A 23,168-nucleotide genomic window follows, 5' to 3' on the forward strand; every position below is an offset into this window, starting at 1 on the left:
CAAGCCGCAAACCACGGAGTCGAGCGCCATGCCTACCCAAAGCCAAATCACCGCTTCAACCTGCTGCTACTGCGGCGTGGGCTGCGGCGTGCTGATCGAGCACGACGGCGAGAAGATCCTCGGCGTCGCCGGCGACCCCAGCCACCCGGCCAACTTCGGCAAGCTGTGCAGCAAGGGCTCGACCCTGCACCTGACCGGCGACCTCGACGCCCGCGCGCTCCATCCCGAGCTGCGTCTGGGCAAGGGCCTGGCCCGTTCGCGCACCGACTGGGACAGCGCCCTGGATCACGCCGCGGCGGTGTTCGCCGAGACCATCCGCGAGCACGGCCCGGACAGCGTGGCCTTCTATATTTCCGGCCAGTTGCTGACCGAGGACTACTACGCCTTCAACAAGCTGGCCAGAGCATTGGTGGGAACCAACAATATCGACAGCAATTCGCGCCTGTGCATGAGCTCGGCGATGGTCGGCTACAAGCGCAGCCTCGGCGCCGATGCCCCGCCCTGCAGTTACGAGGACATCGAGCAGAGCGACTGCCTGCTGATCGCCGGCTCCAACATGGCCTACGCCCACCCGGTGCTGTTCCGTCGCCTGGAAGAAGCCAAGGCGCGCCGCCCCGAGATGCAGATCATCGTCGTCGATCCGCGGCGTACCGACACCTGCGAGCTGGCCGACCTGCACCTGGCGATTCTGCCCGGCACCGACGTGGCGCTGTTTCACGGCATCCTGCATCTCCTGCTGTGGGAAGGCTGGGTCGACCGCCGCTATATCGACGCCCACACCGAAGGTTTCGCGGCGCTGAAGAACCTGGTGCGCGACTACAGCCCGGCGGCCACCGCCGATATCTGCGGCATCAGCCTGGACGCCCTGCAGCGCTGCGCCGAGCTGATCGGCCGCGCGCCCTCCTTCCTTTCGCTGTGGTGCATGGGGCTCAATCAGTCCTCGTCCGGCAGCGCCAAGAACAGCGCGCTGATCAACCTGCACCTGGCCACCGGGCAGGTCGGCAGGCCCGGCGCCGGCCCCTTTTCCCTGACCGGCCAGCCCAACGCCATGGGCGGCCGCGAGACCGGCAGCCTGAGCAACCTGCTGCCGGGCCACCGCGAGGCCGGCAACGCCGAGCACCGCGCCGAAGTCGCCGCCTACTGGGGCGTCGACACCCTGCCGGAGACGCCCGGCCTGTCCGCCATCGAGCTGTTCGATGCGGTGCACGACGGCCGCATCAAGGCGCTGTGGATCGCCTGCACCAACCCGGCGCAGTCGCTGCCGAACCAGAACAAGGTGCACGAGGCCCTGGCCGCCTGCCCCTTCGTCGTGGTGCAGGAAGCCTTCTTCACCACCGAGACCTGCCGCTACGCCGACCTGCTGCTGCCCGCCGCCAGCTGGGGCGAGAAGGAAGGCACGGTGACCAACTCCGAGCGCCGCGTCAGTCATGTACGCCGCGCCGTGCCAGCGCCCTTCGATGCGCGGCCCGATTGGTCGATCACCTGCGACTTCGCCCGTCGCCTGGAAACTCTGCTCCGCCCCGGCCTGCCCAGCCTGTTCGACTTCACCAGCGCCGAGGCGCTGTTCGAGGAATACAAGTTCCTGACCGCCGAGCGCGATCTCGACCTCTCGGGGCTGAGCTACGCGCTGCTCGATGACCAAGGTCCCCAGCAATGGCCGTTTGCGCCCGGCGCACGGCAGGGCACCGCACGGCTCTATGCCGACGGCCGCTTCCCCACCGCCAGCGGGCGTGCGCAGTTCCATGCCGACCCCTACCGCGCGCCAAAGGAAAAGCGCGAGGCGCGTTTCTCCCTTACCCTCAACACCGGCCGCCTGCGCGACCAGTGGCACGGCATGAGCCGCACCGGCACCGCCGCGCGCCTATTCGGCCATGTCGAGGCCGCCGTGCTCGGCCTGCATCCGGATGAACTGCGTCGCCGCCGCCTGCAGGACGGCGACCTGGTCAGGTTGCGCAGCCGCCGCGGCAGCCTGATCCTGCCGGTGCAGGCGGACGAGTCGGTGCGCCCAGGCCAAGCCTGGCTGCCGATGCACTGGGGCGACCGCTTCCTCAAGGGCCTGGGCACCAACGTGCTGACCCAACCGGCCTTCGACCCGCTATCCAAGCAGCCGGAGCTCAAGCATGCCGGCGTCGAGGTGGACAAGGTCGAGCTGCCCTGGCAGCTGTTCGCCCTGGTCGAGGGCGAGGTGCAGAGCCGCTTCGAGGCCCTGCGTCCGCTGTTCGAGGACTTCGCCTACGCCAGCCTCACCCCCACCGGCCGCGAGCGCCCCGCCCTGCTGATCCGCGCCGCCAGCGCCGTGGCGCCGCAACCCGAGCTGCTGGCACAGATCGACCGCCTGTTGCGCCTGAACCAGGGCCCGGTGCTGGCCTACGACGACCCGCGCCGCGCGGTGGGCAAGCGCGTGCGTATCGAGGATGGCCGCATCGTCAGTATCCGTCTGGCCGGCGAAACGGCCGCCAGCGAATGGCTGAGAAGCCTGTGGCTGGACGGCCAGGCCGATGCCGACCTGCGCCGCTGGCTGCTCGCCCCGGTCTCCGCGCCGCCAGGCAACGTCGGCGCCACCACGCGCGGCAAGACCCTGTGCAATTGCCTGAACGTCAGCGAAAGCGCGGTGTGCGCCGGCATCGAGCGCGGCCTGGATCTGAACGGCCTCAAGCAGGAACTCAAATGCGGCACCAGTTGTGGCTCCTGCGTACCCGAAATCAAGCGGTTGCTGGCCCAGCAGGCAGTGGCGACACAAGCGTAGGGTGCGCTGTGCGCACCGCTGCAAAATAACTCGGTGCGCACGGCGCACCCTACGAGGAACCCGATATGAACGCAAAAGTCTGGCTGGTGGGCGCTGGCCCCGGTGATCCCGAGCTGCTGACCCTCAAGGCGGTCAAGGCGCTGAACCAGGCCGAGATCGTGATGATCGACGATCTGGTCAACCCGGCCGTGCTCGAGCACTGCCCCGGCGCGCGTATCGTCTCGGTGGGCAAGCGAGGCGGCTGCCGCTCCACACCGCAGGCCTTTATCCATCGCCTGATGCTGCGCTACGCGCGCCAGGGCAAGTGCGTGGTGCGTCTTAAAGGCGGCGATCCCTGCATCTTCGGTCGCGGCAGCGAGGAAGCCGACTGGCTCGGCGCGCACGGCGTCGAGGTGGAGCTGGTCAACGGCATCACTGCCGGCCTGGCCGGCGCCACCAACTGCGGCATCCCTCTGACGCTACGCGGCGTGGCGCGCGGTGTGACCCTGGTCACCGCCCATACCCAGGATGACAGCTCGCTGAACTGGCAGGCGCTGGCGCAGAGCGGCACCACCTTGGTGGTATATATGGGTGTAGCCAAACTGGCGGATATTCGCGACGGCCTGCTCGCCGGCGGCATGAGCGGCGAGATGCCGGTGGCCATGATCGAGAACGCCTCGTTGCCCGCACAGCGCGAGTGCCGCAGCCAACTGGCAGATATGGTCGCAGATGCCCGCGCCTTCGCCTTGCAGAGCCCGGCCATCCTGGTGATCGGCGAGGTCGCCCGCGCCAGCGCCCAGCTCGGAATGCCCCAACTCCTGCATGCCTGACTGCTTCGCCTCCTGCGAAGGCATTGTTTGCCCGCCGTCCCCTTGGCGGGCTTTTTTATGCAGAAAAAAGAAAAACCCGGCCGAGGCCGGGTTTCTCCTTACAGCACCAGAAGCATTACTGCTTGATCTGGGCTTCTACTTCGGCTTCAACGCGACGGTTGATGGCGCGGCCGGAGTCGGTGGCGTTGTCGGCTACCGGGCGGGTTTCGCCGTAACCAACAGCGTTCACGCGGTTGCCATCGACACCGTACTGGTTGACCAGCACGTTACGTACGGCGTTGGCACGACGCTCGGACAGACCCTGGTTGTAAGCGTCAGAACCGACGGAGTCAGTGTGACCTTCAACGGTGGTAGTGGTCTGCGGGTACTGGTTCATGAAGTCAGCCAGGTTCTTGATGTCACCGTAGCTTTCTTCTTTGACGCGATCCTTGTCGAAGTCGAACTTGACGTCCAGCTCGACGCGAACGGTTTCCATGGCCGGCTCAGGAGCAGGCTCAGGCATCGGCTCCGGAGCTGCAGCTACAGGGGCCGGAGCCGGGGCCGGCTTGCTGCCGCCACCGAAGTTCAGACCAACACCCACACCGGCTTGCCACTCGGTGTCGCCCTGGTCGATGTTGTACAGAGCGTCGACGCCGGCACGGGCGTAGAACATTTCGGTGAAGTAGTACTTGGCACCAGCGCCTGCAATGGCCAGAGTCGAGTGGTTACGGCCGCCGCTAGTAGTGTTGCTGATGCTCTGATGACCGAAACCTGCGGAGACGTAAGGACGCAGACCTACACCCGGCTGACCGAAGTGGTAGATGGCCTTCAGATCGGTCAGGCTGCCTTTGATGTCCTTGTTGCCGAGGTTACGCTCGCCACGAATGTCGTGGTATTCGCCGTAGGACAGCGCCAGTTCTACATCGTCGGTCAGGTAATAGCCAATGCTGCCACCGAACAGGTTGCCTTCATCGTGGGCATAGCCACGCTGAGAGTCAGTGAAGTAGCGATTGACGAAGCCCTCCACCTCGACAGCGCCTTGGCCTTGCGCCAGCGCGCCGAAGGAAGTTGCGGCAACGAGAGAGCCAATGACTACGCCCAAGGTGTTTTTTACTTTCATCCGTTAAATCCCCATCTTGGTGGTTAATAAGTCGCCGCGAACATCACTCGGCAACTTGGCGGCGATTTTATCAGGTTTCGCCACTCCCTTAGTGGTCGGGAAGCTGAACTAAGTTTCGGAAGTTTCCGAAAATTTGTCCCGCAACCGATCCAATGCTCGCTTGTAGCGCATCTTCGTTGCGCTCAAGCCCATGTGCATGATGTCGGCAATCTCCTGGAACTCCAGTTCTGCGACAAATCGTAGCACCAGAATTTCGCGGTCGATCGGATTGACATGAACCAACCAGCGATCCAGACCGCCTCGCTCCTCGACTTTGGGTGTCTTTTCGTCGGAAGCTTCTTCGAGCGGATCCAGACTCAAGGCATCGATCAATCGACGCTTGCGCCGCTCTTTTCGGTACTGAGTGATGCACTCGTTGTAAGTGATGCTGTACAGCCAGGTCTTGAACTTGGACTTGCCTTCGAAGTTCTTCAGGCCATATAGCACCTTCAGCATCACCTCCTGACAGACATCGTCGGCGTCCCTTTCGTTCCCCAGATAGCGCGCACATACGTTGAATAATGTGCGTTGGTAGCGCCTCATCAGCTCTTCATAAGCACGGGTGATGTGAAACAGCTCGTCATGGGCGCGCGCCACCAGCTCTTCATCGGTGAGCTCGCGGGGGTCATAGCGCGTGGGCAGGGATTGAGCTTTGTTCAAAACGAGTCGGGCCGACGGTCAGGACGAAAAGTGCCCGGCAGGTCATGCCTGCCGGGCAGCTGCATAAAATAACAGATTGGCGTCAGCGACTGTTCACGCGTTGTTCGAGCATCACCCGATTGGCCACCGAAACCAGCTCGCCGGCATCGGTCAACAGAATGGTTTTCACCGTGCCGATCTCTTCGATCTGGCCTTCGACCTCGCCGACCTGCACCTGTTGCCCGACTTGGTACAACTCGCGCACGTAGATGCCTGCCAGGATCTGGCTGGCGATGTCGCGACTGCCCAGCCCCAGGGCCAGGGCGACCGCCAGACCGACCGAGATCAGGACGATGGCGATGACGTTGTTGAGCAGATCGGTCTTGACCTCGAGCTGGCCGATGGCCACCGAGATGCTGATGATGATCACCAGGCCTTGGGCCACGCGACCGAGACCATGGGCATATTCCAGGCCGACGCCTTCGGCGGCGCCACGCACCAGGCTGCTGACCAGTTGCGCCAGCAGTACGCCGGCCAGCAACACCAGGGCCGCACCGAAGACCTTGGGCAAGTACAGCGCCAGCACGTCGAGGGTGGCGGATACGCGTTGCAGGCCAAGCGATTCGGCAGCCGAAACCAGGAAGATCAGCAGCACGAACCAGTAGACGATCTTGCCGATCAGGGTCGAAACCGACGCCTGGATCCCCACACGGGCCAACAGCTTGGTCAGCCCGGTACCCATCATCAGACGGTCCAGCCCTACCTTGCCGAGCAGCTTGGACAGCAGGGTGTCGAGCAGTTTGGCCACGACGAAGCCGAGCAGCACCAGCACCAGGGCGACGAACAGATTGGGGATGAAGCCGGCAACCTTGGTCCACAGTGCGGTCATCGCGGAGATCAGGCTTTGGGTCCAGGGATCGAGTTCCATTTCAGTCGGCCTTATCAGCAGAAACAGGGGGTTGAGTACGGCGAGAAACTGGCGCGACATGCGCCGAACCGTTGTTCAGGGCAATCATCAGCGCCTGCAGCCAGTGGCCTATCAGGCTGAACAGATCGCCAGCGCCGACCTGGCGATTGGCGGTCTTGAGCACCCGATGCAGGCAGGCATCGTCGTCATGGCTGGACGGCGATGACTTGAGCAGGTCGCGTAGAGACTCTTCGAATGGATCGTGCATGCGCACCTCACGGGATGTCACGGCTAGACGCAGTGGCGGGCAGATGAGTCACACATCACAACCAGCGCCAGCGGCGAAACAACAGCAGCAGACCCAGCGCCAACGCAGCTATCAGGCCACAGGCGACCAGAAAACCCACCGAGCTGTCGGCGCCGGGAATGCCGCCGACGTTGATGCCCAGCAGGCCGGTGATGAAGGTCAACGGCAGAAACAGTACGGCGGTGATGCTGAAGCGATACATCAGGCGGTTCATGCGCTCGTTCAAGCGCCGGCTTTCCGCCTCGAGAACCAGATTGGCGCGCTCGCGGATGAGCTCCAGCTCCTCCAGATAGCGGGTCAGGCGGTTGTTGAGCTCGTTCCAGTAATCCTCGTCATCTTCCATGAACCAGACCTGGCGATTGCGTACCAGCTGAGCGTAGAGGTCGCGCTGCGGCGACAGAAAGCGACGCAACGCAGCCGCCCGGCGGCGCAACTGGAGCATCAGGCTGTGGTCGGGGCGATAGCGTTCATCGGCATCCAGCCCGTCCTCTTCTTCGTCGAGCGCCTCGCTCAGCTCGGTGATCAGGTCATCGACCCGGTCGGTCAGATAGCGGGCCAGATCAAGTAGAAGCTCTGAAGCACTTTTCGGCCCACGGCCGGCCTCGAAGTCGGCGATCAGGGCTTCGGTCGCCCGCAGCGGCCGCAGACGCAGGGAAATCACGCGGCGGGCATCGGCGAAGATGCGCACCGAGACCATGTCTTCCGGCTCTGCACCGGGATTGCGGTTGACCCCGCGCAGGAACAGCAACAGTTCGTCGTCGGGCAGGGGCAGCAGGCGCGGACGGGTGTTTTCCTCGAGCAGCAGGTTGCAGCTGAATTCATCCAGCCCACTGTTCTCGCGCAACCAGCGCTGCGCCTGAGGCTGACCACGATCCCAGTGCAACCACAGGCTTTCCCACTCGCGCAGCTGCAGGTCGTCCAGCTCTGCGGGACAAATGCTGCGGGCACCACCCTGCCCATCGAGCACGAAGGCATGCAACAACGCGGAGTCGTAAGCCTGCATCCGGGTTATTCCGGCATGCTCAGCGCTTGCGGGGAGACGATGATGCCGTTGTTGTCGGCATACAGGTATTCGCCCGGCTTGAAGGTCACGCCACCGAAGGTGACCGGCACGTTGAGGTCGCCGATACCGCGCTTGTCGGTCTTCATCGGGTGGCTGGCCAGCGCCTGCACGCCCAGATCCGTCTGCGCAATCACATCCACATCACGGATGCAGCCATAGACGACGATGCCCGCCCAGCCATTCTTGGCAGCCTTCTCCGCAAGCATGTCCCCCAGCAGCGCCCGGCGCAGCGAGCCGCCGCCATCGACCACCAGCACACGCCCTTCACCCGGCAGGTCGACCTGTTCCTTTACCAGCGAATTGTCCTCATGGCACTTGATGGTCACCATCTGACCACCGAAGGAGTCGCGACCACCGTAGTTGGCGAACATCGGCTCGACCACCTGGACCAGCTCCGGATAGGCGTCGCACAGATCTGGGGTGATGTAGTGCATGGCAAAACTCCTTTCAACGATGAATGAGGTGGCAACCCAGGGCTCTAAACCGAGGTGTTCAACGACACAGGCAGTTTCAAATCAAGGACAACTCGGCATGCGGGGCGTTCAGCGGCAACGAAGCGTGGCACGAGAATGCTTGGCGCCAACGCGATGAACATGCGACCACCGGCTGCCCGGTAAATGACCGCGACCTTTAGCGGCGTCACATATTACCGGTATGCGTGCGACGAAGAAACGACCCGAACAGGCTCAGCCGCCCACACTCGCCGCTTCCTCGCTGAAACCTGCCGGCAGTTGCAGGTGTTGCAGCCAGTATTCGGTGAGCGGCCACACCTCACGCTGCGCTTCCTTGCTGACCAGCATCTCGATATGGCCGAAGTCGCTGGAAAAACCATTGCTCTTGCCCAGCAGCAGAAACTGCGTCGGCGCTGCGCTGCATTGCTCCAGCAACTTGCGGCAAGCCCAGGCAGGGTCCTGATGATCCGCCACGGCGCCGACCGCCAGAATGGGCAGACGCACCTGGGTCAGCCCTGTCCACCAGTCCTGCTCGCGATCGCCGAAGCGGCCGAACAGGCCCAGCCAGCGCAGGGTTTCCTGAGCCAGGCCAATGGGTTCGTCTTCCGGTCCCCGCTTCAGTCGTCGCCCGGATAGATAGGGAAAGGCGCGCAGCAGCAACCGAGCTCCCCACTCCACCGGCGGCAGCTTCAGCGGCCAGTAGATGCGGCTGATCTGGCTGCCGAACCACGCCGCCGAGCGGGCGCGCGACTCATCGAGGAAGCCACCACCCAGCGCCGCCGCCAGGATCACGCCACCGAGGGAGTGTCCGATCCAGTGTGCGGCCTGCCCGCTCTGCTCGAAGATGAAATCGGCAACGGCCGGCAGATCGTAACGCACGTACTGCGCCACGTTGTTGCTTCGGTAGCTGTCATTGCGTGGTGACAGGCCATGACCGCGCATTTCGGCGATCCACACATCGAAACCGGCACGCGCCAGGTAGGCGCCCAGGCCGATGCCCTTGGGCGAATACCAGAAGCGACGATTGGAGAAGCTGCCGTGCAGCAGTACCACCGGCACGCCCCGCTCGCCCTCGGCGCCGGCCAGGCCCAGGCGGGTCAGGGCCAGTTCGACAGTGCAATCGGGGCTGTTGTTGGGTTTGAGGAGGTAGACGTCCTCGCTCAGATCACCGCGCAACTCGGCGCTGATCAGGGCGACGGGGAAAAGCTCACTGCTGCTTTGCATGGATCGGGTGACCGCAATGGCGCTGTGCCAGAAATAAAGACGACACTCGGAAAAAACCTCGAAGACGATGCTTCACATCGATTGCGATGCCCGCCCGTTGGCCGCCACGCCGCTGGCGACGCGGCGGTTCCCGGGGCACTAAAAAGGGCGGGATCAACCCGCCCTTGTGCACATCGATGATCGCGCCTCAGGCGGGTTGAGTTTCAGCCAGGAAGAACCAGGTATCGAGTACCGAATCCGGGTTCAGCGACACGCTCTCGATGCCCTGCTCCATCAGCCACTTGGCCAGATCCGGATGGTCCGACGGGCCCTGGCCGCAAATGCCGATGTACTTGCCGGCCTTGTTGCAGGCGGCGATGGCATTGGCCAGCAGCTTCTTCACGGCCGGGTTACGCTCGTCGAACAGGTGGGCGACGATGCCGGAATCACGATCCAGGCCCAGGGTCAGCTGGGTCAGGTCGTTGGAGCCGATGGAGAAGCCGTCGAAGAACTCCAGGAACTCCTCCGCCAGCAGCGCGTTGGACGGCAGTTCGCACATCATGATGACCTTCAGGCCGTCCTGACCGCGGGCCAGGCCGTTGCTCGCCAGCAGCTCGACCACTTGCGAGGCCTCGCCCAGGGTACGCACGAAGGGCACCATGATCTCGACGTTGGTCAGGCCCATTTCACCACGCACCTTCTTCAGCGCACGGCATTCCAGTTCGAAGCAGTCGCGGAAGGATTCGCTGATGTAGCGCGAAGCACCGCGGAAGCCCAGCATCGGGTTTTCTTCTTCCGGCTCGTACAGCTTGCCGCCGATCAGGTTGGCGTATTCGTTGGACTTGAAGTCCGACAGACGCACGATGACCTTCTTCGGCCAGAAGGCAGCGGCCAGGGTGCTGATGCCCTCGACCAGCTTCTCGACATAGAAGTCGACCGGATCGCCGTAGCCGGCGATGCGCTTCTCGACGCTGTCCTTGATCTCCGGCGGCAGGCTGGCGAAGTTCAGCAGCGCCTTCGGGTGCACGCCGATCATGCGGTTGATGATGAATTCCAGGCGGGCCAGGCCCACGCCTTCGTTCGGCAGCTGGGCGAAGTCGAAGGCGCGATCCGGGTTGCCGACGTTCATCATGATCTTGAACGGCAGCTCGGGCATGGCGTCGACCGAGTTCTTGCGGATGTCGAAGCCCAGTTCGCCCTCGAAGATGAAACCGGTGTCGCCTTCGGCGCAGGAAACGGTCACGCCCTGGCCGTCCTTCAGCACGCTGGTGGCGTTGCCGCAGCCAACCACCGCCGGAATGCCCAGCTCACGGGCGATGATCGCCGCGTGGCAGGTACGACCGCCGCGGTTGGTGACGATGGCGCTGGCGCGCTTCATTACCGGTTCCCAATCCGGGTCGGTCATGTCGGAGACCAGCACGTCGCCCGGCTGCACCTTGTCCATCTCGGACACGTCGTGGATCACCCGCACCTTGCCGGCGCCGATGCGCTGACCGATGGCGCGGCCTTCCACCAGCACGGTGCCCTTCTCTTTCAGCAGGTAGCGTTCCATCACGGTGGCGCTGGAGCGGCTCTTCACGGTTTCCGGACGGGCCTGCACGATGTACAGCTTGCCGTCGTCACCGTCCTTGGCCCACTCGATGTCCATCGGGCGGCCGTAGTGTTTCTCGATGATCAGCGCCTGCTTGGCCAGCTCGCTGACCTCGGCGTCGCTGATGCAGAAGCGCGCACGCTCGGCACGGTCGACTTCCACGGTCTTGACCGAACGACCGGCCTTGGCCTCGTCGCCGTAGACCATCTTGATCGCCTTACTGCCCAGGTTGCGACGCAGGATCGCCGGACGGCCGGCTTCCAGGGTCGGCTTGTGCACGTAGAACTCGTCGGGGTTGACCGCGCCCTGCACCACGGTCTCACCGAGGCCGTAGGCGCCGGTGATGAACACCACGTCACGGAAGCCGGATTCGGTGTCCAGGGTGAACATCACGCCGGCGGTGCCGGTTTCCGAACGCACCATGCGCTGCACGCCGGCGGACAGGGCGACCAGCTTGTGGTCGAAGCCCTGATGCACGCGGTAGGCGATGGCACGGTCATTGAACAGGGAAGCGAAGACTTCCTTAGTGGCGCGGATCACGTTGTCCACGCCGCGGATGTTGAGGAAGGTTTCCTGCTGGCCGGCGAAGGAAGCATCCGGCAGGTCTTCGGCGGTGGCGGAGGAACGCACGGCCACGGCCATGTTGTCGTTGCCGGCGCTCATGGTGGCGAAGGCTTCGCGAATCTGCTTGTCCAGCTCGGCCGGGAAGTCGGCTTCCATGACCCACTGGCGAATCTGCGCGCCGGTCTTGGCCAGGGCGTTGACGTCGTCGACGTCGAGCGCGTCGAGGGCCGCGTGGATCTGGGCATTCAGGCCGCTCTGCTCGAGGAAGTCGCGGTAGGCCTGAGCCGTAGTGGCGAAACCGCCGGGAACCGAGACGCCGGCGCCGGCCAGGTTGCTGATCATCTCGCCGAGGGATGCGTTTTTGCCCCCCACATGCTCTACATCGTGGACGCCGAGCTTATCGAGGGAAACTACGTACTCTACCAAGGTGATCTCTCCACTAACGGTGTTGGAAAAGCTCAGTGGGCTGCGCAATGTCGAACGACCGAAGTCGCGCGATTGTGGCCGTGCCCTTGAATAAGTAACAATGCCGAACCCCATGGGCCCGGCGAAAAACGCGGCCTATCATAGCCAAGAATCGATCTCAGCTTAAGGCCTTTGGCGCAAATGAAACGAACCGCTTTCTTCATCTCCGACGGCACCGGCATCACGGCCGAAACCCTGGGCCAGAGCCTGCTCGCGCAGTTCGAGAATATTCAATTCACCAAACTTACGCGTCCTTATATCGACAGCATCGATAAAGCGCGCGCCATGGTACAACAAATCGATGCTGCCGCCGAAAGGGACGGTGCACGCCCGATCATCTTCGACACCATCGTCAATCGCGATATTCGTGCGATCCTCGATACCGCAAATGGTTTCATGATCGATATCTTCTCCACCTTTCTCTCGCCCCTGGAACAGGAGTTGAGTTCGCACTCCTCCTATTCCGTCGGCAAGTCGCACTCCATTGGCCAGCACTCCAACTACATGGAGCGCATCGAGGCGGTGAACTTCGCCCTGGACAATGACGACGGCGCGCGCACCCATTATTACGACAAGGCCGATCTGATCCTGGTAGGCGTCTCGCGCTGCGGCAAAACGCCCACCTGCCTGTACATGGCGATGCAGTACGGCATCCGCGCCGCCAACTACCCGCTGACCGAAGACGACATGGAGCGTCTGCAACTGCCCGACTCGCTGAAAAAGCACCGCGACAAGCTGTTCGGCCTGACCATCGACCCGGATCGCCTCACCGCCATCCGCCACGAGCGCAAGCCCAACAGCCGCTACGCCAGCTTCGCCCAGTGCGAGTTCGAAGTGCGCGAGGTGGAGAACCTGTTCCGCCGTGAAAACATCGCCTTCATCAACTCCACGCATTTCTCGGTGGAGGAAATCTCCGCCAAGATCCTGGTGGAAAAAGGTGTTGAAAGGCGCCTCAAATAACCGCTGCAAGCACATGTTTACAAAGGGAAAAGGCTCGAAACCTCGAGCCTTTTCTCATTCAGGGCCTAGAAGCTTTCAGCGGGTACGCGTACCCAGCCTTCCATCAGGATGCGCGCACTGCGGCTCATCGACGCCTTGGTTACCGTCCACTGACCATCGACCCGCCTGGCCTGCGCGCCGACACGCAGGGTGCCGGACGGATGGCCGAAACGTACCGCCTCGCGCTCGCCGCCACCGGCCGCCAGGTTGACCAGCGTGCCGGGAATCGCCGCCGCTGTGCCGATGGCCACCGCGCAGGTGCCCATCATTGCGTGGTGCAGCTTGCCCATGGACAGCGCACGCACCAGCAGATCGACCTCGCCGGCCTTCACCGCCTTGCCACTGGAGGTGCGGTAGTCCTTGGGCGGACTGACGAAGGCGATCTTCGGGGTGTGCTGACGTGTCGCAGCCTCCTCGGCCGTCTTGATCAGCCCCATGCGCAGCGCACCAGCGATGCGGATCTGCTCGAAGCGCGCCAGTTGCGCCGGATCGCCATTGATATCCTCGCGCAGCTCGGTGCCCCGATAGCCGATGTCCTCGGCATTGACGAACACGGTCGGGATGCCGGCGGTGATCATGGTCGCCTTGAAGCTGCCGATGCCCGGCACTTCCAGGTCGTCCACCAGGTTGCCGGTGGGGAACATGGAGCCGCCCTCCTCGCCGTCGTCGGACGGGTCGAGGAATTCCAGCACGATCTCCGCCGCTGGGAAGGTCACCCCGTCCAGCTCGAAGTCGCCGGTTTCCTGCACCTGGCCATCAGTGACCGGCACATGGGCGATGATGGTTTTCTGGATATTGGCCTGCCAGATGCGCACCACGCAGGTGCCGTTCTCGGGAATCCGCGCGGGATCGACCAGGCCGGCGTGGATGGCGAAGGCGCCAGCCGCCGTGGACAGGTTGCCGCAGTTGCCGCTCCAGTCGACGAAAGCCTTGTCGATGGACACCTGGCCGTAGAGGTAATCGACGTCGTGCTCGGGCTGGCTGCTTTTCGACAGGATCACGCACTTGGAGGTGCTCGAGGTGGCGCCGCCCATGCCGTCGATATGCGCCGAATAGGGGTCGGGGCTACCGATCACGCGCATGAACAGCGCATCGCGCGCCTCGCCCGACACCTGACAGCGCTCGGGCAGGTCCTGCAGGCGGAAGAACACGCCCTTGCTGGTGCCGCCACGGATATAGGCGGCGGGGATTTTCACTTGAGGCAGATGAGCCATGAGTGCAGTCCTGAAGTAGCCCGGATGCAATCCGGGGAGAATCATTCAACCTTGCCCCGGATTTCATCCGGGTTACGCGCTTGTCTCCCCTCTCCCGCTTGCGGGAGAGGGGCCGGGGGAGAGGGTCTATCAGACAACACCGAGCCGCCTGCACCACCCTCTCCCCAGCCCTCTCCACTAGGCGTGCCCCCAATGAATGGGAGAGGGAGCAGACCGCGTCATCACGCCACCGCGCCTTCGAGGAAGTCCTTGGCGAAGCGCTGCAGCACGCCGCCGGCCTTGTACACGCTGACATCCGCAGCCGTATCCAGGCGGCAGGTCACCGGCACCCTGACCACCTCGCCGTTGCGGCGGTTGATCACCAGGGTCAGGTCGCAGCGCGGCGAAATCTCGCCTTCCACGTCATAGGTCTCGGTGCCGTCCAGGCCCAGGGTCAGGCGGGTGGTACCCGGCTTGAACTCCACCGGCAGCACGCCCATGCCCACCAGGTTGGTGCGGTGGATGCGCTCGAAGCCTTCGGCCACGATCACCTCCACACCCGCCAGACGCACGCCCTTGGCCGCCCAGTCCCGCGATGACCCTTGGCCGTAGTCGGCACCGGCAATGATGATCAGGTTCTGCTTGCGGTTCATGTAGGTTTCGATGGCTTCCCACATGCGCATTACCTGGCCTTCCGGTTCGACGCGCGCCAGCGAGCCCTTCTTCACCTGCCCGTCGACCACGGCCATTTCGTTGACCAGTTGCGGGTTGGCGAAGGTGGCGCGCTGGGCGGTCAGGTGATCGCCGCGGTGGGTGGCGTAGGAGTTGAAGTCCTCCTCCGACAGGCCCATTTTCGCCAGGTACTCACCGGCAGCCGAGTCCGCCAGAATGGCGTTGGACGGCGACAGGTGATCGGTGGTGATGTTGTCCGGCAGGATCGCCAGCGGCCGCATGCCCTTGAGCGTACGCTCGCCGGCCAGCGCGCCTTCCCAGTAGGGCGGGCGGCGGATATAGGTGGACATCGGTCGCCAGTCGTACAGCGGGCTCTCGGCCTCCTTCACCGTCCCGAGGTCGAACATCGGGATGTAGATCTGCTTGAACTGCTCGGGCTTGACGCTCGCCGCGACGATGGCGTCGATTTCCTCGTCGCTCGGCCAGAGGTCCTTGAGCGTCACGGGATTGCCAGCCGCATCATGGCCGAGCACATCCTGCTCGATATCGAAGCGCACGGTACCGGCGATGGCGTAGGCCACCACCAGCGGCGGCGAAGCGAGGAAGGCCTGCTTGGCGTACGGGTGGATGCGACCGTCGAAGTTGCGGTTGCCCGAGAGCACGGCGGTGGCGTAAAGGTCGCGCTCGATGATTTCCTTCTGGATCGCCGGATCCAGCGCGCCGGACATGCCGTTGCAGGTGGTGCAGGCGTAGGCGACGATGCCGAAGCCGAGCTTCTCCAGCTCCGGCAGCAGGCCGGCCTCTTCCAGGTACAGCTTGGCGACCTTCGAGCCCGGTGCGAACGACGTCTTCACCCAGGGCTTGCGTACCAGACCCAGTTCGTTGGCCTTTTTCGCCAGCAGACCGGCAGCGACCACGTTGCGCGGGTTGGAGGTGTTGGTGCAGCTGGTGATGGCAGCGATGATCACCGCGCCGTCAGGCATCAGGCCCTCAGCCTCTTCGGCCCTGCCCGCCGCCAGCTTGGCCTCGTCGGCGATGCCACGCTCGTGCAGCGCCGAGGTCGGCAGCCGCCTGTGCGGGTTGGACGGCCCGGCCAGGTTACGCACCACGGTGGACAGATCGAAGCTCAGCACCCGCTCGTACTCGGCGCCCTGCAGGGCGTCGGCCCACAGACCGGTGGTCCTGGCGTAGTTTTCCACCAGCGCCACCTGCTCCGGCTCGCGGCCGGTGAGCTTGAGGTAGTCGATGGTCTGGCCGTCGATATAGAACATCGCGGCGGTGGCACCGTACTCCGGGCACATGTTGGAGATGGTGGCGCGGTCGCCGATGGACAGGCTGTCGGCACCCTCGCCGAAGAATTCGACCCAGGCACCCACCACGCGCTCCTTGCGCAGGAACTCGGTCAGCGCCAGGACGATATCGGTGGCGGTGATGCCCGGCTGACGCTTGCCGGTCAGCTCGACGCCGACGATATCGGGCAGGCGCATCATCGAGGGATGGCCGAGCATCACGGTCTCGGCCTCCAGGCCGCCGACACCGATGGCGATCACGCCCAGGGCATCGACGTGCGGCGTGTGCGAGTCGGTGCCGACGCAGGTGTCGGGGAAGGCGATGCCGCCGCGCGCCTGGATCACCGGGCTCATCTTCTCCAGGTTGATCTGGTGCATGATGCCGTTGCCGGCCGGGATCACGTCGACGTTCTTGAACGCGGTCTTGGTCCAGTCGATGAAGTGGAAGCGGTCCTCGTTGCGGCGATCTTCGATGGCGCGGTTCTTCTCGAAGGCGTCCGGGTCGAAGCCCGGCGCCTCGACGGCCAGCGAGTGGTCGACGATCAACTGGGTCGGCACCACCGGGTTGACCTTGGCCGGGTCACCGCCCTGCTCGGCGATGGCATCGCGCAGGCCGGCCAGGTCGACCAGCGCGGTCTGGCCGAGGATGTCGTGGCAGACCACGCGCGCCGGGTACCAGGGAAAGTCCAGGTCGCGCTTGCGGTAGACCAGCTGCTCCAGCGAGGCTGTCAGATCCTGCGGATCGCAGCGGCGCACCAGCTGCTCGGCGAGCACGCGCGAGGTGTAGGGGAGCTTGTCCCAGGCGCCGGCCTGGATCGCCTCGACCGCCTCACGGGCATCGAAGTAATCCAGCACGGTGCCGGGCAGGCGCTTGCGGTATTGGCTATTCACGGTTTCGGTCATTTTATTTACGGTCCTTGAGCGGCACGAACTTCAGGTCTTCGGGGCCTGTGTAGTTGGCGCTCGGGCGGATGATCTTGCCGTCGATACGCTGTTCGATGACGTGGGCGGACCAGCCGGCGGTGCGGGCGATGACGAACAACGGGGTGAACATGGCGGTGGGCACACCCATCATGTGGTAGCTCACGGCGCTGAACCAGTCGAGGTTGGGGAACATCTTCTTGATCTCCCACATCACGCTTTCCAGGCGCTCGGCGATGTCATACATCTTGGTGTTGCCCTGCTCCACGGACAGCTCGCGGGCCACTTCCTTGATCACCTTGTTGCGTGGATCGCTGACGGTGTAGACCGGGTGACCGAAGCCGATCACCACCTCCTTGCGCCCTACCCGCTCGCGGATGTCGGCCTCGGCTTCGTCCGGGCTGTCGTAACGCTTCTGCACCTCGAAGGCCACCTCGTTGGCGCCGCCGTGCTTGGGGCCGCGCAGCGCGCCAATGGCGCCGGCGATGCAGCTGAACAGGTCCGAGCCGGTGCCGGCGATCACCCGCGAAGTGAAGGTGGAGGCGTTGAATTCGTGCTCGGCATACAGGTTGAGCGAGGTGTGCATGGCGCGCACCCAGGACTCGCGCGGCTTCTCGCCGTGCAGCAGGTGCAGGAAGTGGCCGCCGATGGAGTCGTCGTCGGTGTCCACCTCGATGCGCTTGCCGTTGTGGCTGTAGTGGTACCAGTACAACAGCGCCGAGCCCAGAGAGGCCATCAGCTTGTCGGCAATGTCGCGGGCGCCGGGGTGGTTATGGTCATCCTTCTCCGGGGCCAGACAGCCGAGCACGGACACGGCGGTGCGCATCACGTCCATCGGGTGCGCCGAGGGCGGCAGCTGCTCCAGCGCGGCCTTGACCCCTGCCGGCAGGCCGCGCAGGGCCTTGAGCTTGGCCTTGTAACCGGCCAGTTCGGCGACGTTGGGCAGTTTGCCGTGCACCAGCAGGTGGGCGATTTCCTCGAACTCGCAGCGATTGGCGAAATCGAGCACGTCATAGCCACGGTAATGCAGGTCGTTACCGGTACGGCCGACGGTGCACAGCGCGGTATTACCGGCGGCAGTGCCGCTCAGGGCGACGGATTTCTTCGGCTTGAAGCCAGGGGCGGTTTCAGTCGAGCTCATGGTCATCTCCTTGTCTCTTGTTCTAGGTGCGTGGCCCGGCGGCAATCCGGCAACCACGCCAACCAATCCCCGGATTGCATCCGGGCTACAGCCTTATTTCTTGCCGGCAGCGAACAGCGCGTCGAGCTTCTGCTCGAAGGCGTGGTAGCCGATGCGGTCGTACAGCTCGGCGCGGGTCTGCATCAGCTCGATCACGTCCTTCTGGTGGCCGTTCTGACGGATCGAGGTGTAGACACTTTCTGCCGCCTTGTTCGCCGCGCGGAAGGCCGACAGCGGGTAGAGCTGGATGGCCACGCCGACCGAAGCCAGCTCGTCGCGGCTGAACAGCGGCGTGGCGCCGAATTCGGTGATGTTGGCCAGTACCGGCACCTTCAGAGCATCGACGAAGCGCTTATAGGTGGGCAGGTCGTAGGCGGCCTCGGCGAAGATGCCGTCGGCACCGGCCTCGACATAGGCCTGGCAGCGCTCGATGGCGGCGTCCACGCCCTCGGCCTGGATGGCATCGGTACGGGCGATGAGGAAGAAGTCCGGATCGGTCTTGGCGTCGGCGGCGGCACGCACGCGGTCGACCATTTCCTCGCAGGAGACGATCTCCTTGCCCGGGCGGTGACCACAGCGCTTGGCGCCGACCTGATCCTCGATATGCGCGGCGGCGGCGCCGGCCTTGATCAGGTTCTTGATGGTGCGCTCGATATTGAAGGCGCTGGGGCCAAAGCCGGTGTCGATGTCCACCAGCAGCGGCAGGTCGCACACATCAGTGATGCGGCGTACGTCGGTGAGCACGTCATCGAGGGTGTTGATGCCCAGGTCCGGCAGGCCCAGGGAGCCGGCCGCCACGCCACCACCGGACAGGTAGATGGCACGGAAGCCCGCACGCTTGGCCAGCAGCGCATGGTTGGCGTTGATCGCGCCGATTACCTGCAGCGGTTTCTCTTCAGCGAGGGCCTGGCGGAAGCGCTGGCCGGCGGAAAGCTGGGTCATGAATCACCTCGGGTCTTGGATGAAGTGGCGAGCGCTTCCTTGTAGTGGCGCTCGATATTGCGCTTGGAGGCGCCGATGTGGCGGCGCATCAGCAGTTCGGCCAGTTCGCCGTCACGCTCGGCGATGGCATCGAGAATGCGGTGGTGTTCGGCGAAAGCCTGGCGCGGACGATTGGGCGTGGCGGAGAACTGCAGGCGATACATGCGCACCAGTTGGTACAGCTCGTCGCACAGCAGCTTGGCCAGGGTGCGGTTGCCGCTGCCCTGAATGATCCGGTAGTGGAAATCGAAGTCGCCTTCCTGCTGGTAGTAGCCGACGCCGGCCTTGAACGCGGCGTCCTGCTCGTGCAGCTCCAGCACCCGGCGCAGCTCGTCGATTTCCTGCTGGGTCATGCGCTCGGCCGCCAGGCGGCAGGCCATGCCCTCGAGGGATTCGCGAATCTCGTACAGCTCGATCAGCTCGGCATGACTGAGCGACACCACCCGTGCGCCCACATGCGGTACGCGCACCAGCAGCTTCTGACCTTCCAGCCGGTGGATCGCCTCACGCAGCGGCCCCCGGCTGATGCCGTAGGTGCGCGCCAGCTCGGGCTCGGAAATCTTGCTGCCCGGCGCGATCTCGCCCTTGACGATGGCCGCCTGGATCAGGCGAAACACATGCTCGGAAAGTGTTTCCGAATCCACCTGGGCGATTGGCGATGTTTCCGATTCAAGCAGCATGATTGTCGACACCAGTGACGTTCAATGCCGTGAAAACTACGCTCAAAAGCGGTTTATGTCAAAGTAGACCAAAGCATTGTCGACAATATTTTTATCCCATCCCCCAGAGCGAACCGCGACCTTACTTGCAGAAAGCTACATAAGCGTCTGTCGGCACGGAAAATCCCCATGCTAGAATTCGCGCACTCATGCCTGGTCATTGCCTTTTGCCATGCCTGCTAGACTTCCATCGCAGGCGAGACCTGGCAGGACGTCGCCAGCCACCTTTTCCACCCGCCTACGGCAACCTTCTCTCAAGGACCCATGAGACTGAAACCTTTCTCCTTGTGCCTCTGCCTGCTGAGCCTGTCTTTCCCGGGTCTGGCCCTCGGCAAGTCCATCTATGGTCTGAACGAATACATTCATATCGAAGAGCTCGACGTGCTGGTTGCCGCCAAGCTCGACACCGGCGCCAAGACAGCTTCGCTCAGCGCTCGCGACATCAAGCGCTTCAAACGCAATGGCGAAACCTGGGTACGTTTCGTCCTGGCGGTGGACGATAGCCATGAGCACACCGTGGAGCGCCCGCTCTCGCGCATCAGCAAGATCAAACGCCGTGCCGGAGACTTCGATCCGGAAGAAGGCAAGACCTACACGGCGCGCCCTGTCATCGACCTTGAACTGTGCATGGGCCAGACCCTGCGCACGATAGAAGTGAACTTGACCGACCGAAGCGCATTCCAATACCCGCTTCTGATCGGCTCCGAAGCACTCAAGGACTTCGAAGCGATGGTCGACCCAAGCCTTAAATATGCCGCTGGAAAACCCGGCTGCACCAATGACGCAACCCCTGGCGAGTAACTCCCATGCGCTCTCTGAACCTGCATCTGAAAGTCCTGATCACCCTGCTGGTGGCCTTGGGCGTTCTGATTACGGCATACCAAATCTTCATTCTCGGCATTCCGGTGACCGAGGACGAAACCGACGACCTGTGGAACATCGACGCCAAGGTCGAATTCCTGGCCAGCCCGCGCGAGCCGGTGAAACTGCAGATGTTCGTACCGCCGCTGAACCAGGATTACGTCAGCCTCAACGAGAGCTTCATCTCCAACAACTATGGCGTCAGCGTCAACCGCGTCGACGGCAACCGCCGCGTCACCTGGTCGGCGCGTCGCGCCAACGGCAAGCAGACCCTCTACTACCGCCTGGTGCTGACCAAGCGCTACAGCGGCGAACAACCGCCGGCCAAAGGCCCGATCTTCCGCGACAGCATCCCGGTCGAAGGCCCGGAGAAGATCGCCGCCGAAGCCCTGCTCGCGCCGATTCGCCAGCACTCGGCCGACGTCGAAACCTTCATCAGCGAGACCATCAAGCGCGTCAACAACGCCAACGACGACAACGTAAAACTGCTGCTCGGCGGCGACGCCTCCACCGCCAACAAAGCCAAGGTGGTCGACCTGCTGCTGTCCATCGCCCACGTGCCGATGGAGCGCGTACACACCATTCGCCTGCAGGCCGAGGTGGCGCAGTCGCCGGAGCTGTGGCTGCGCAGCTTCAACGGCCAGAAGTGGCTGTACTTCAACCCGGAAACCGGTGAGCAGGGCCTGCCGGCCGATCGCCTGGTCTGGTGGATCGGCGATGGCGACCTGGTCAGCCTCGAAGGCGGCCGTCAGGCTCAGGTCAGCTTCAGCCTGAACAACAGCGAGATGAATGCCATCCGCCTGGCCAAGCTGACCGACGAGAACACCGACGCCAGCTTCCTCGAATACTCGCTGTACGGCCTGCCGCTGCAGACCCAGCAGACCTTCATGATCATGGTGATGATCCCGATCGGCGTGCTGGTCATCCTGATTCTGCGCAACCTCGGCGGCCTGCAGACCCTCGGCACCTTCACCCCGGTGCTGATCGCCCTCGCCTTCCGCGAAACCCAGCTGGGCTTCGGCATCTTCCTGTTCACCGTGATCACCGCGCTCGGCCTGTCGCTGCGCTCCTATCTGGAACACCTGAAACTGCAGATGCTGCCGCGCCTGTCGGTGGTGCTGACCTTCGTCGTGGTGCTGATCGCCGCCATCAGCCTGTTCAGCCACAAGCTGGGCCTGGAGCGCGGCCTGTCGGTGGCGCTGTTCCCGATGGTGATTCTGACCATGACCATCGAACGCCTGTCGATCACCTGGGAAGAGCGCGGCGGCGGCCATGCCTTCAAGGTCGCCATCGGCACCCTGGTGGCCGCGACCCTGGCGCACCTGCTGATGAGCGTGCCGGAGCTGGTGTACTTCGTGTTCACCTTCCCGGCGGTCCTGCTGATCCTGGTGGGTTTCATGCTGGCGATGGGTCGCTACCGCGGCTACCGCCTGACCGAACTGTTCCGTTTCAAAGCCTTCCTCAAGGACTAAGACCATGTTCGGCCTGATCAAGACATGGAAGGCCCTTGAAGCCAAAGGCATCATGGGCATCAACCGACGCAATGCGGACTACGTGCTGAAGTACAACAAACGGCACCTGTACCCCATCGTCGACGACAAGATCATCACCAAGGAGCGGGCCATCGAGGCCGGCATCGATGTGCCGGAGCTGTACGGCATCATCGAAACCGAGAAGGAAATCGACAAGCTCGACGAGATCATCGCCGGGCGCAGCGACTTCGTCATCAAGCCGGCGCAGGGCGCCGGCGGTGACGGCATCCTGGTGATCGCCGACCGTTTCGAGGACCGCTTCAAGACGGTGTCCGGCAAGATCGTCAGCCATGAGGAGCTGGAGCAGCAGATTTCCAGCATTCTCTCCGGCCTGTACTCGCTCGGCGGCCACCGCGACCGCGCACTGATCGAATACCGCGTGACCCCGGATACCATCTTCAAGAGCATCAGCTACGAAGGCGTGCCTGACATCCGCATCATCGTGCTGATGGGCTACCCGGTGATGGCCATGCTGCGCCTGCCGACGCGTCAGTCCAGCGGCAAGGCCAACCTGCACCAGGGCGCCATCGGTGTCGGTGTGGACCTGGCCACCGGCGTCACCCTGCGCGGCACCTGGCTGAACAACAAGATCAGCAAGCACCCGGATACCACCAACGCGGTGGACGGCGTGCAACTGCCGAACTGGGATGGCTTCATGAAGCTTGCCGCCGGCTGCTACGAGCTGTGCGGCCTGGGTTACATCGGCGTGGACATGGTTCTCGACCAGGACAAGGGCCCGCTGATTCTCGAGCTCAACGCCCGCCCCGGCCTGAACATCCAGATCGCCAACGACTGCGGCCTGACTCATCGCGCCCATGCCGTGGAAGCGCGCCTGGAAGAACTGAAAGCCAAGGGCGTGCAGGAAACTCCCGAAGAGCGCGTGCGCTTCTCCCAGGAGCTGTTCGGTCACGTCAGCGTCAAGCAGGACGACTGAGCC

19 protein-coding genes are annotated in these 23,168 nt (G+C 63.7%); 6 read left to right on the forward strand and 13 right to left on the reverse strand.

The window, feature by feature from the left end:
• Window positions 1–28 precede the first annotated feature (28 nt).
• Window positions 29–2,746 carry a nitrate reductase gene (locus N7333_RS02670; protein ID WP_279858405.1) on the forward strand — a complete coding sequence of 906 codons (2,718 nt, stop codon included), beginning with the start codon at window positions 29–31 and terminating at the stop codon, window positions 2,744–2,746.
• A gap of 65 nt (window positions 2,747–2,811) precedes the next feature.
• Window positions 2,812–3,555, forward strand: a complete 744-nt coding sequence (gene cobA / locus N7333_RS02675; RefSeq protein ID WP_129482423.1) for a uroporphyrinogen-III C-methyltransferase — start codon at window positions 2,812–2,814, stop codon at window positions 3,553–3,555.
• A gap of 115 nt (window positions 3,556–3,670) precedes the next feature.
• Here cobA and N7333_RS02680 read toward each other — a convergent pair whose 3' ends face one another.
• The 8 genes from N7333_RS02680 to ppsA all read right to left on the reverse strand — a co-directional run bounded on the left by N7333_RS02680 (window position 3,671) and on the right by ppsA (window position 11,845).
• Window positions 3,671–4,654 (reverse strand): OmpA family protein, encoded by a 984-nt coding sequence (locus N7333_RS02680; RefSeq protein ID WP_129482422.1) that lies wholly within the window; start codon window positions 4,652–4,654, stop codon window positions 3,671–3,673.
• A 108-nt stretch (window positions 4,655–4,762) separates the two neighbouring features.
• Window positions 4,763–5,353 carry an RNA polymerase sigma factor SigX gene (gene sigX, locus N7333_RS02685; protein WP_003240036.1) on the reverse strand — a complete coding sequence of 197 codons (591 nt, stop codon included), beginning with the start codon at window positions 5,351–5,353 and terminating at the stop codon, window positions 4,763–4,765.
• Between the two features lie 82 nt (window positions 5,354–5,435).
• Entirely contained in the window at window positions 5,436–6,260 is an 825-nt protein-coding gene (locus tag N7333_RS02690; protein ID WP_012018507.1) for a mechanosensitive ion channel domain-containing protein, read from the reverse strand.
• Between the two features lies 1 nt (window position 6,261).
• Window positions 6,262–6,513, reverse strand: coding sequence for a CrfX protein (locus N7333_RS02695; RefSeq protein ID WP_177491111.1), 252 nt, complete (start codon window positions 6,511–6,513; stop codon window positions 6,262–6,264).
• 49 nt (window positions 6,514–6,562) lie between these two features.
• Window positions 6,563–7,549 carry a CorA family divalent cation transporter gene (locus N7333_RS02700; RefSeq protein ID WP_129482421.1) on the reverse strand — a complete coding sequence of 329 codons (987 nt, stop codon included), beginning with the start codon at window positions 7,547–7,549 and terminating at the stop codon, window positions 6,563–6,565.
• A gap of 5 nt (window positions 7,550–7,554) precedes the next feature.
• Complete coding sequence (gene rraA, locus N7333_RS02705) at window positions 7,555–8,043, reverse strand: ribonuclease E activity regulator RraA (RefSeq protein ID WP_129482420.1); 489 nt, start codon at window positions 8,041–8,043, stop codon at window positions 7,555–7,557.
• Between the two features lie 252 nt (window positions 8,044–8,295).
• The gene (locus N7333_RS02710; RefSeq protein ID WP_129482419.1) at window positions 8,296–9,285 is read right to left on the reverse strand and encodes an alpha/beta fold hydrolase; all 990 of its coding nucleotides are present in this window, start codon (window positions 9,283–9,285) and stop codon (window positions 8,296–8,298) included.
• A 187-nt stretch (window positions 9,286–9,472) separates the two neighbouring features.
• Entirely contained in the window at window positions 9,473–11,845 is a 2,373-nt protein-coding gene (gene ppsA, locus N7333_RS02715) for a phosphoenolpyruvate synthase (protein WP_012018503.1), read from the reverse strand.
• 180 nt (window positions 11,846–12,025) lie between these two features.
• On the opposite strand from ppsA, the gene N7333_RS02720 reads away from it, so the two are divergent.
• Window positions 12,026–12,844, forward strand: coding sequence for a pyruvate, water dikinase regulatory protein (locus N7333_RS02720; RefSeq protein ID WP_003240022.1), 819 nt, complete (start codon window positions 12,026–12,028; stop codon window positions 12,842–12,844).
• A gap of 65 nt (window positions 12,845–12,909) precedes the next feature.
• On the opposite strand, the gene prpF is transcribed toward N7333_RS02720, so the two are convergent.
• From prpF to N7333_RS02745, 5 genes are all read right to left on the reverse strand, one after another.
• Window positions 12,910–14,097, reverse strand: a complete 1,188-nt coding sequence (gene prpF / locus N7333_RS02725; RefSeq protein ID WP_129482418.1) for a 2-methylaconitate cis-trans isomerase PrpF — start codon at window positions 14,095–14,097, stop codon at window positions 12,910–12,912.
• A 221-nt stretch (window positions 14,098–14,318) separates the two neighbouring features.
• Window positions 14,319–16,928 carry a Fe/S-dependent 2-methylisocitrate dehydratase AcnD gene (gene acnD / locus N7333_RS02730; protein WP_177491109.1) on the reverse strand — a complete coding sequence of 870 codons (2,610 nt, stop codon included), beginning with the start codon at window positions 16,926–16,928 and terminating at the stop codon, window positions 14,319–14,321.
• 13 nt (window positions 16,929–16,941) lie between these two features.
• A complete protein-coding gene (gene prpC, locus N7333_RS02735) occupies window positions 16,942–18,099 on the reverse strand; it encodes a 2-methylcitrate synthase (RefSeq protein WP_129482416.1) in 1,158 nt (385 codons plus the stop codon).
• Window positions 18,100–18,192: 93 nt separating this feature from the next.
• The gene (gene prpB, locus N7333_RS02740) at window positions 18,193–19,080 is read right to left on the reverse strand and encodes a methylisocitrate lyase (RefSeq protein WP_129482415.1); all 888 of its coding nucleotides are present in this window, start codon (window positions 19,078–19,080) and stop codon (window positions 18,193–18,195) included.
• Window positions 19,077–19,799 carry a GntR family transcriptional regulator gene (locus N7333_RS02745; protein WP_003240010.1) on the reverse strand — a complete coding sequence of 241 codons (723 nt, stop codon included), beginning with the start codon at window positions 19,797–19,799 and terminating at the stop codon, window positions 19,077–19,079. The genes prpB and N7333_RS02745 overlap by 4 nt, the downstream gene beginning before the upstream one ends.
• 303 nt (window positions 19,800–20,102) lie before the next feature.
• Between N7333_RS02745 and N7333_RS02750 the strand changes: the two genes are divergently transcribed.
• The 3 genes from N7333_RS02750 to N7333_RS02760 are packed head-to-tail and all read left to right on the forward strand — an operon-like array spanning window position 20,103 to window position 23,165.
• Entirely contained in the window at window positions 20,103–20,639 is a 537-nt protein-coding gene (locus N7333_RS02750; RefSeq protein WP_012018498.1) for an ATP-dependent zinc protease, read from the forward strand.
• Window positions 20,640–20,644: 5 nt separating this feature from the next.
• Window positions 20,645–22,171, forward strand: coding sequence for an inactive transglutaminase family protein (locus tag N7333_RS02755; RefSeq protein ID WP_003240004.1), 1,527 nt, complete (start codon window positions 20,645–20,647; stop codon window positions 22,169–22,171).
• A gap of 4 nt (window positions 22,172–22,175) precedes the next feature.
• Window positions 22,176–23,165 carry an alpha-L-glutamate ligase-like protein gene (locus N7333_RS02760; RefSeq protein ID WP_003240002.1) on the forward strand — a complete coding sequence of 330 codons (990 nt, stop codon included), beginning with the start codon at window positions 22,176–22,178 and terminating at the stop codon, window positions 23,163–23,165.
• Window positions 23,166–23,168 lie beyond the last annotated feature (3 nt).

Origin of the sequence: Pseudomonas sp. GD04158 (assembly GCF_029834875.1) — a bacterium.
GTDB classification, from domain to species: Bacteria; Pseudomonadota; Gammaproteobacteria; order Pseudomonadales; family Pseudomonadaceae; genus Aquipseudomonas; species Aquipseudomonas hydrolytica.

What these genes read in the sequence shown, in the direction of transcription:
- N7333_RS02690 (WP_012018507.1), bottom strand. Translation starts at nt 6,260, where the DNA reads ATGGAACTCGATCCCTGGACCCAAAGCCTGATCTCCGCGATGACCGCA.
- prpF (WP_129482418.1), bottom strand. Translation starts at nt 14,097, where the DNA reads ATGGCTCATCTGCCTCAAGTGAAAATCCCCGCCGCCTATATCCGTGGC.
- N7333_RS02680 (WP_129482422.1), bottom strand. Translation starts at nt 4,654, where the DNA reads ATGAAAGTAAAAAACACCTTGGGCGTAGTCATTGGCTCTCTCGTTGCC.
- N7333_RS02760 (WP_003240002.1), top strand. Translation starts at nt 22,176, where the DNA reads ATGTTCGGCCTGATCAAGACATGGAAGGCCCTTGAAGCCAAAGGCATC.
- cobA (WP_129482423.1), top strand. Translation starts at nt 2,812, where the DNA reads ATGAACGCAAAAGTCTGGCTGGTGGGCGCTGGCCCCGGTGATCCCGAG.
- N7333_RS02755 (WP_003240004.1), top strand. Translation starts at nt 20,645, where the DNA reads ATGCGCTCTCTGAACCTGCATCTGAAAGTCCTGATCACCCTGCTGGTG.
- N7333_RS02720 (WP_003240022.1), top strand. Translation starts at nt 12,026, where the DNA reads ATGAAACGAACCGCTTTCTTCATCTCCGACGGCACCGGCATCACGGCC.
- N7333_RS02710 (WP_129482419.1), bottom strand. Translation starts at nt 9,285, where the DNA reads ATGCAAAGCAGCAGTGAGCTTTTCCCCGTCGCCCTGATCAGCGCCGAG.
- N7333_RS02745 (WP_003240010.1), bottom strand. Translation starts at nt 19,799, where the DNA reads ATGCTGCTTGAATCGGAAACATCGCCAATCGCCCAGGTGGATTCGGAA.
- prpB (WP_129482415.1), bottom strand. Translation starts at nt 19,080, where the DNA reads ATGACCCAGCTTTCCGCCGGCCAGCGCTTCCGCCAGGCCCTCGCTGAA.
- N7333_RS02670 (WP_279858405.1), top strand. Translation starts at nt 29, where the DNA reads ATGCCTACCCAAAGCCAAATCACCGCTTCAACCTGCTGCTACTGCGGC.
- N7333_RS02750 (WP_012018498.1), top strand. Translation starts at nt 20,103, where the DNA reads ATGAGACTGAAACCTTTCTCCTTGTGCCTCTGCCTGCTGAGCCTGTCT.
- rraA (WP_129482420.1), bottom strand. Translation starts at nt 8,043, where the DNA reads ATGCACTACATCACCCCAGATCTGTGCGACGCCTATCCGGAGCTGGTC.
- prpC (WP_129482416.1), bottom strand. Translation starts at nt 18,099, where the DNA reads ATGAGCTCGACTGAAACCGCCCCTGGCTTCAAGCCGAAGAAATCCGTC.
- N7333_RS02700 (WP_129482421.1), bottom strand. Translation starts at nt 7,549, where the DNA reads ATGCAGGCTTACGACTCCGCGTTGTTGCATGCCTTCGTGCTCGATGGG.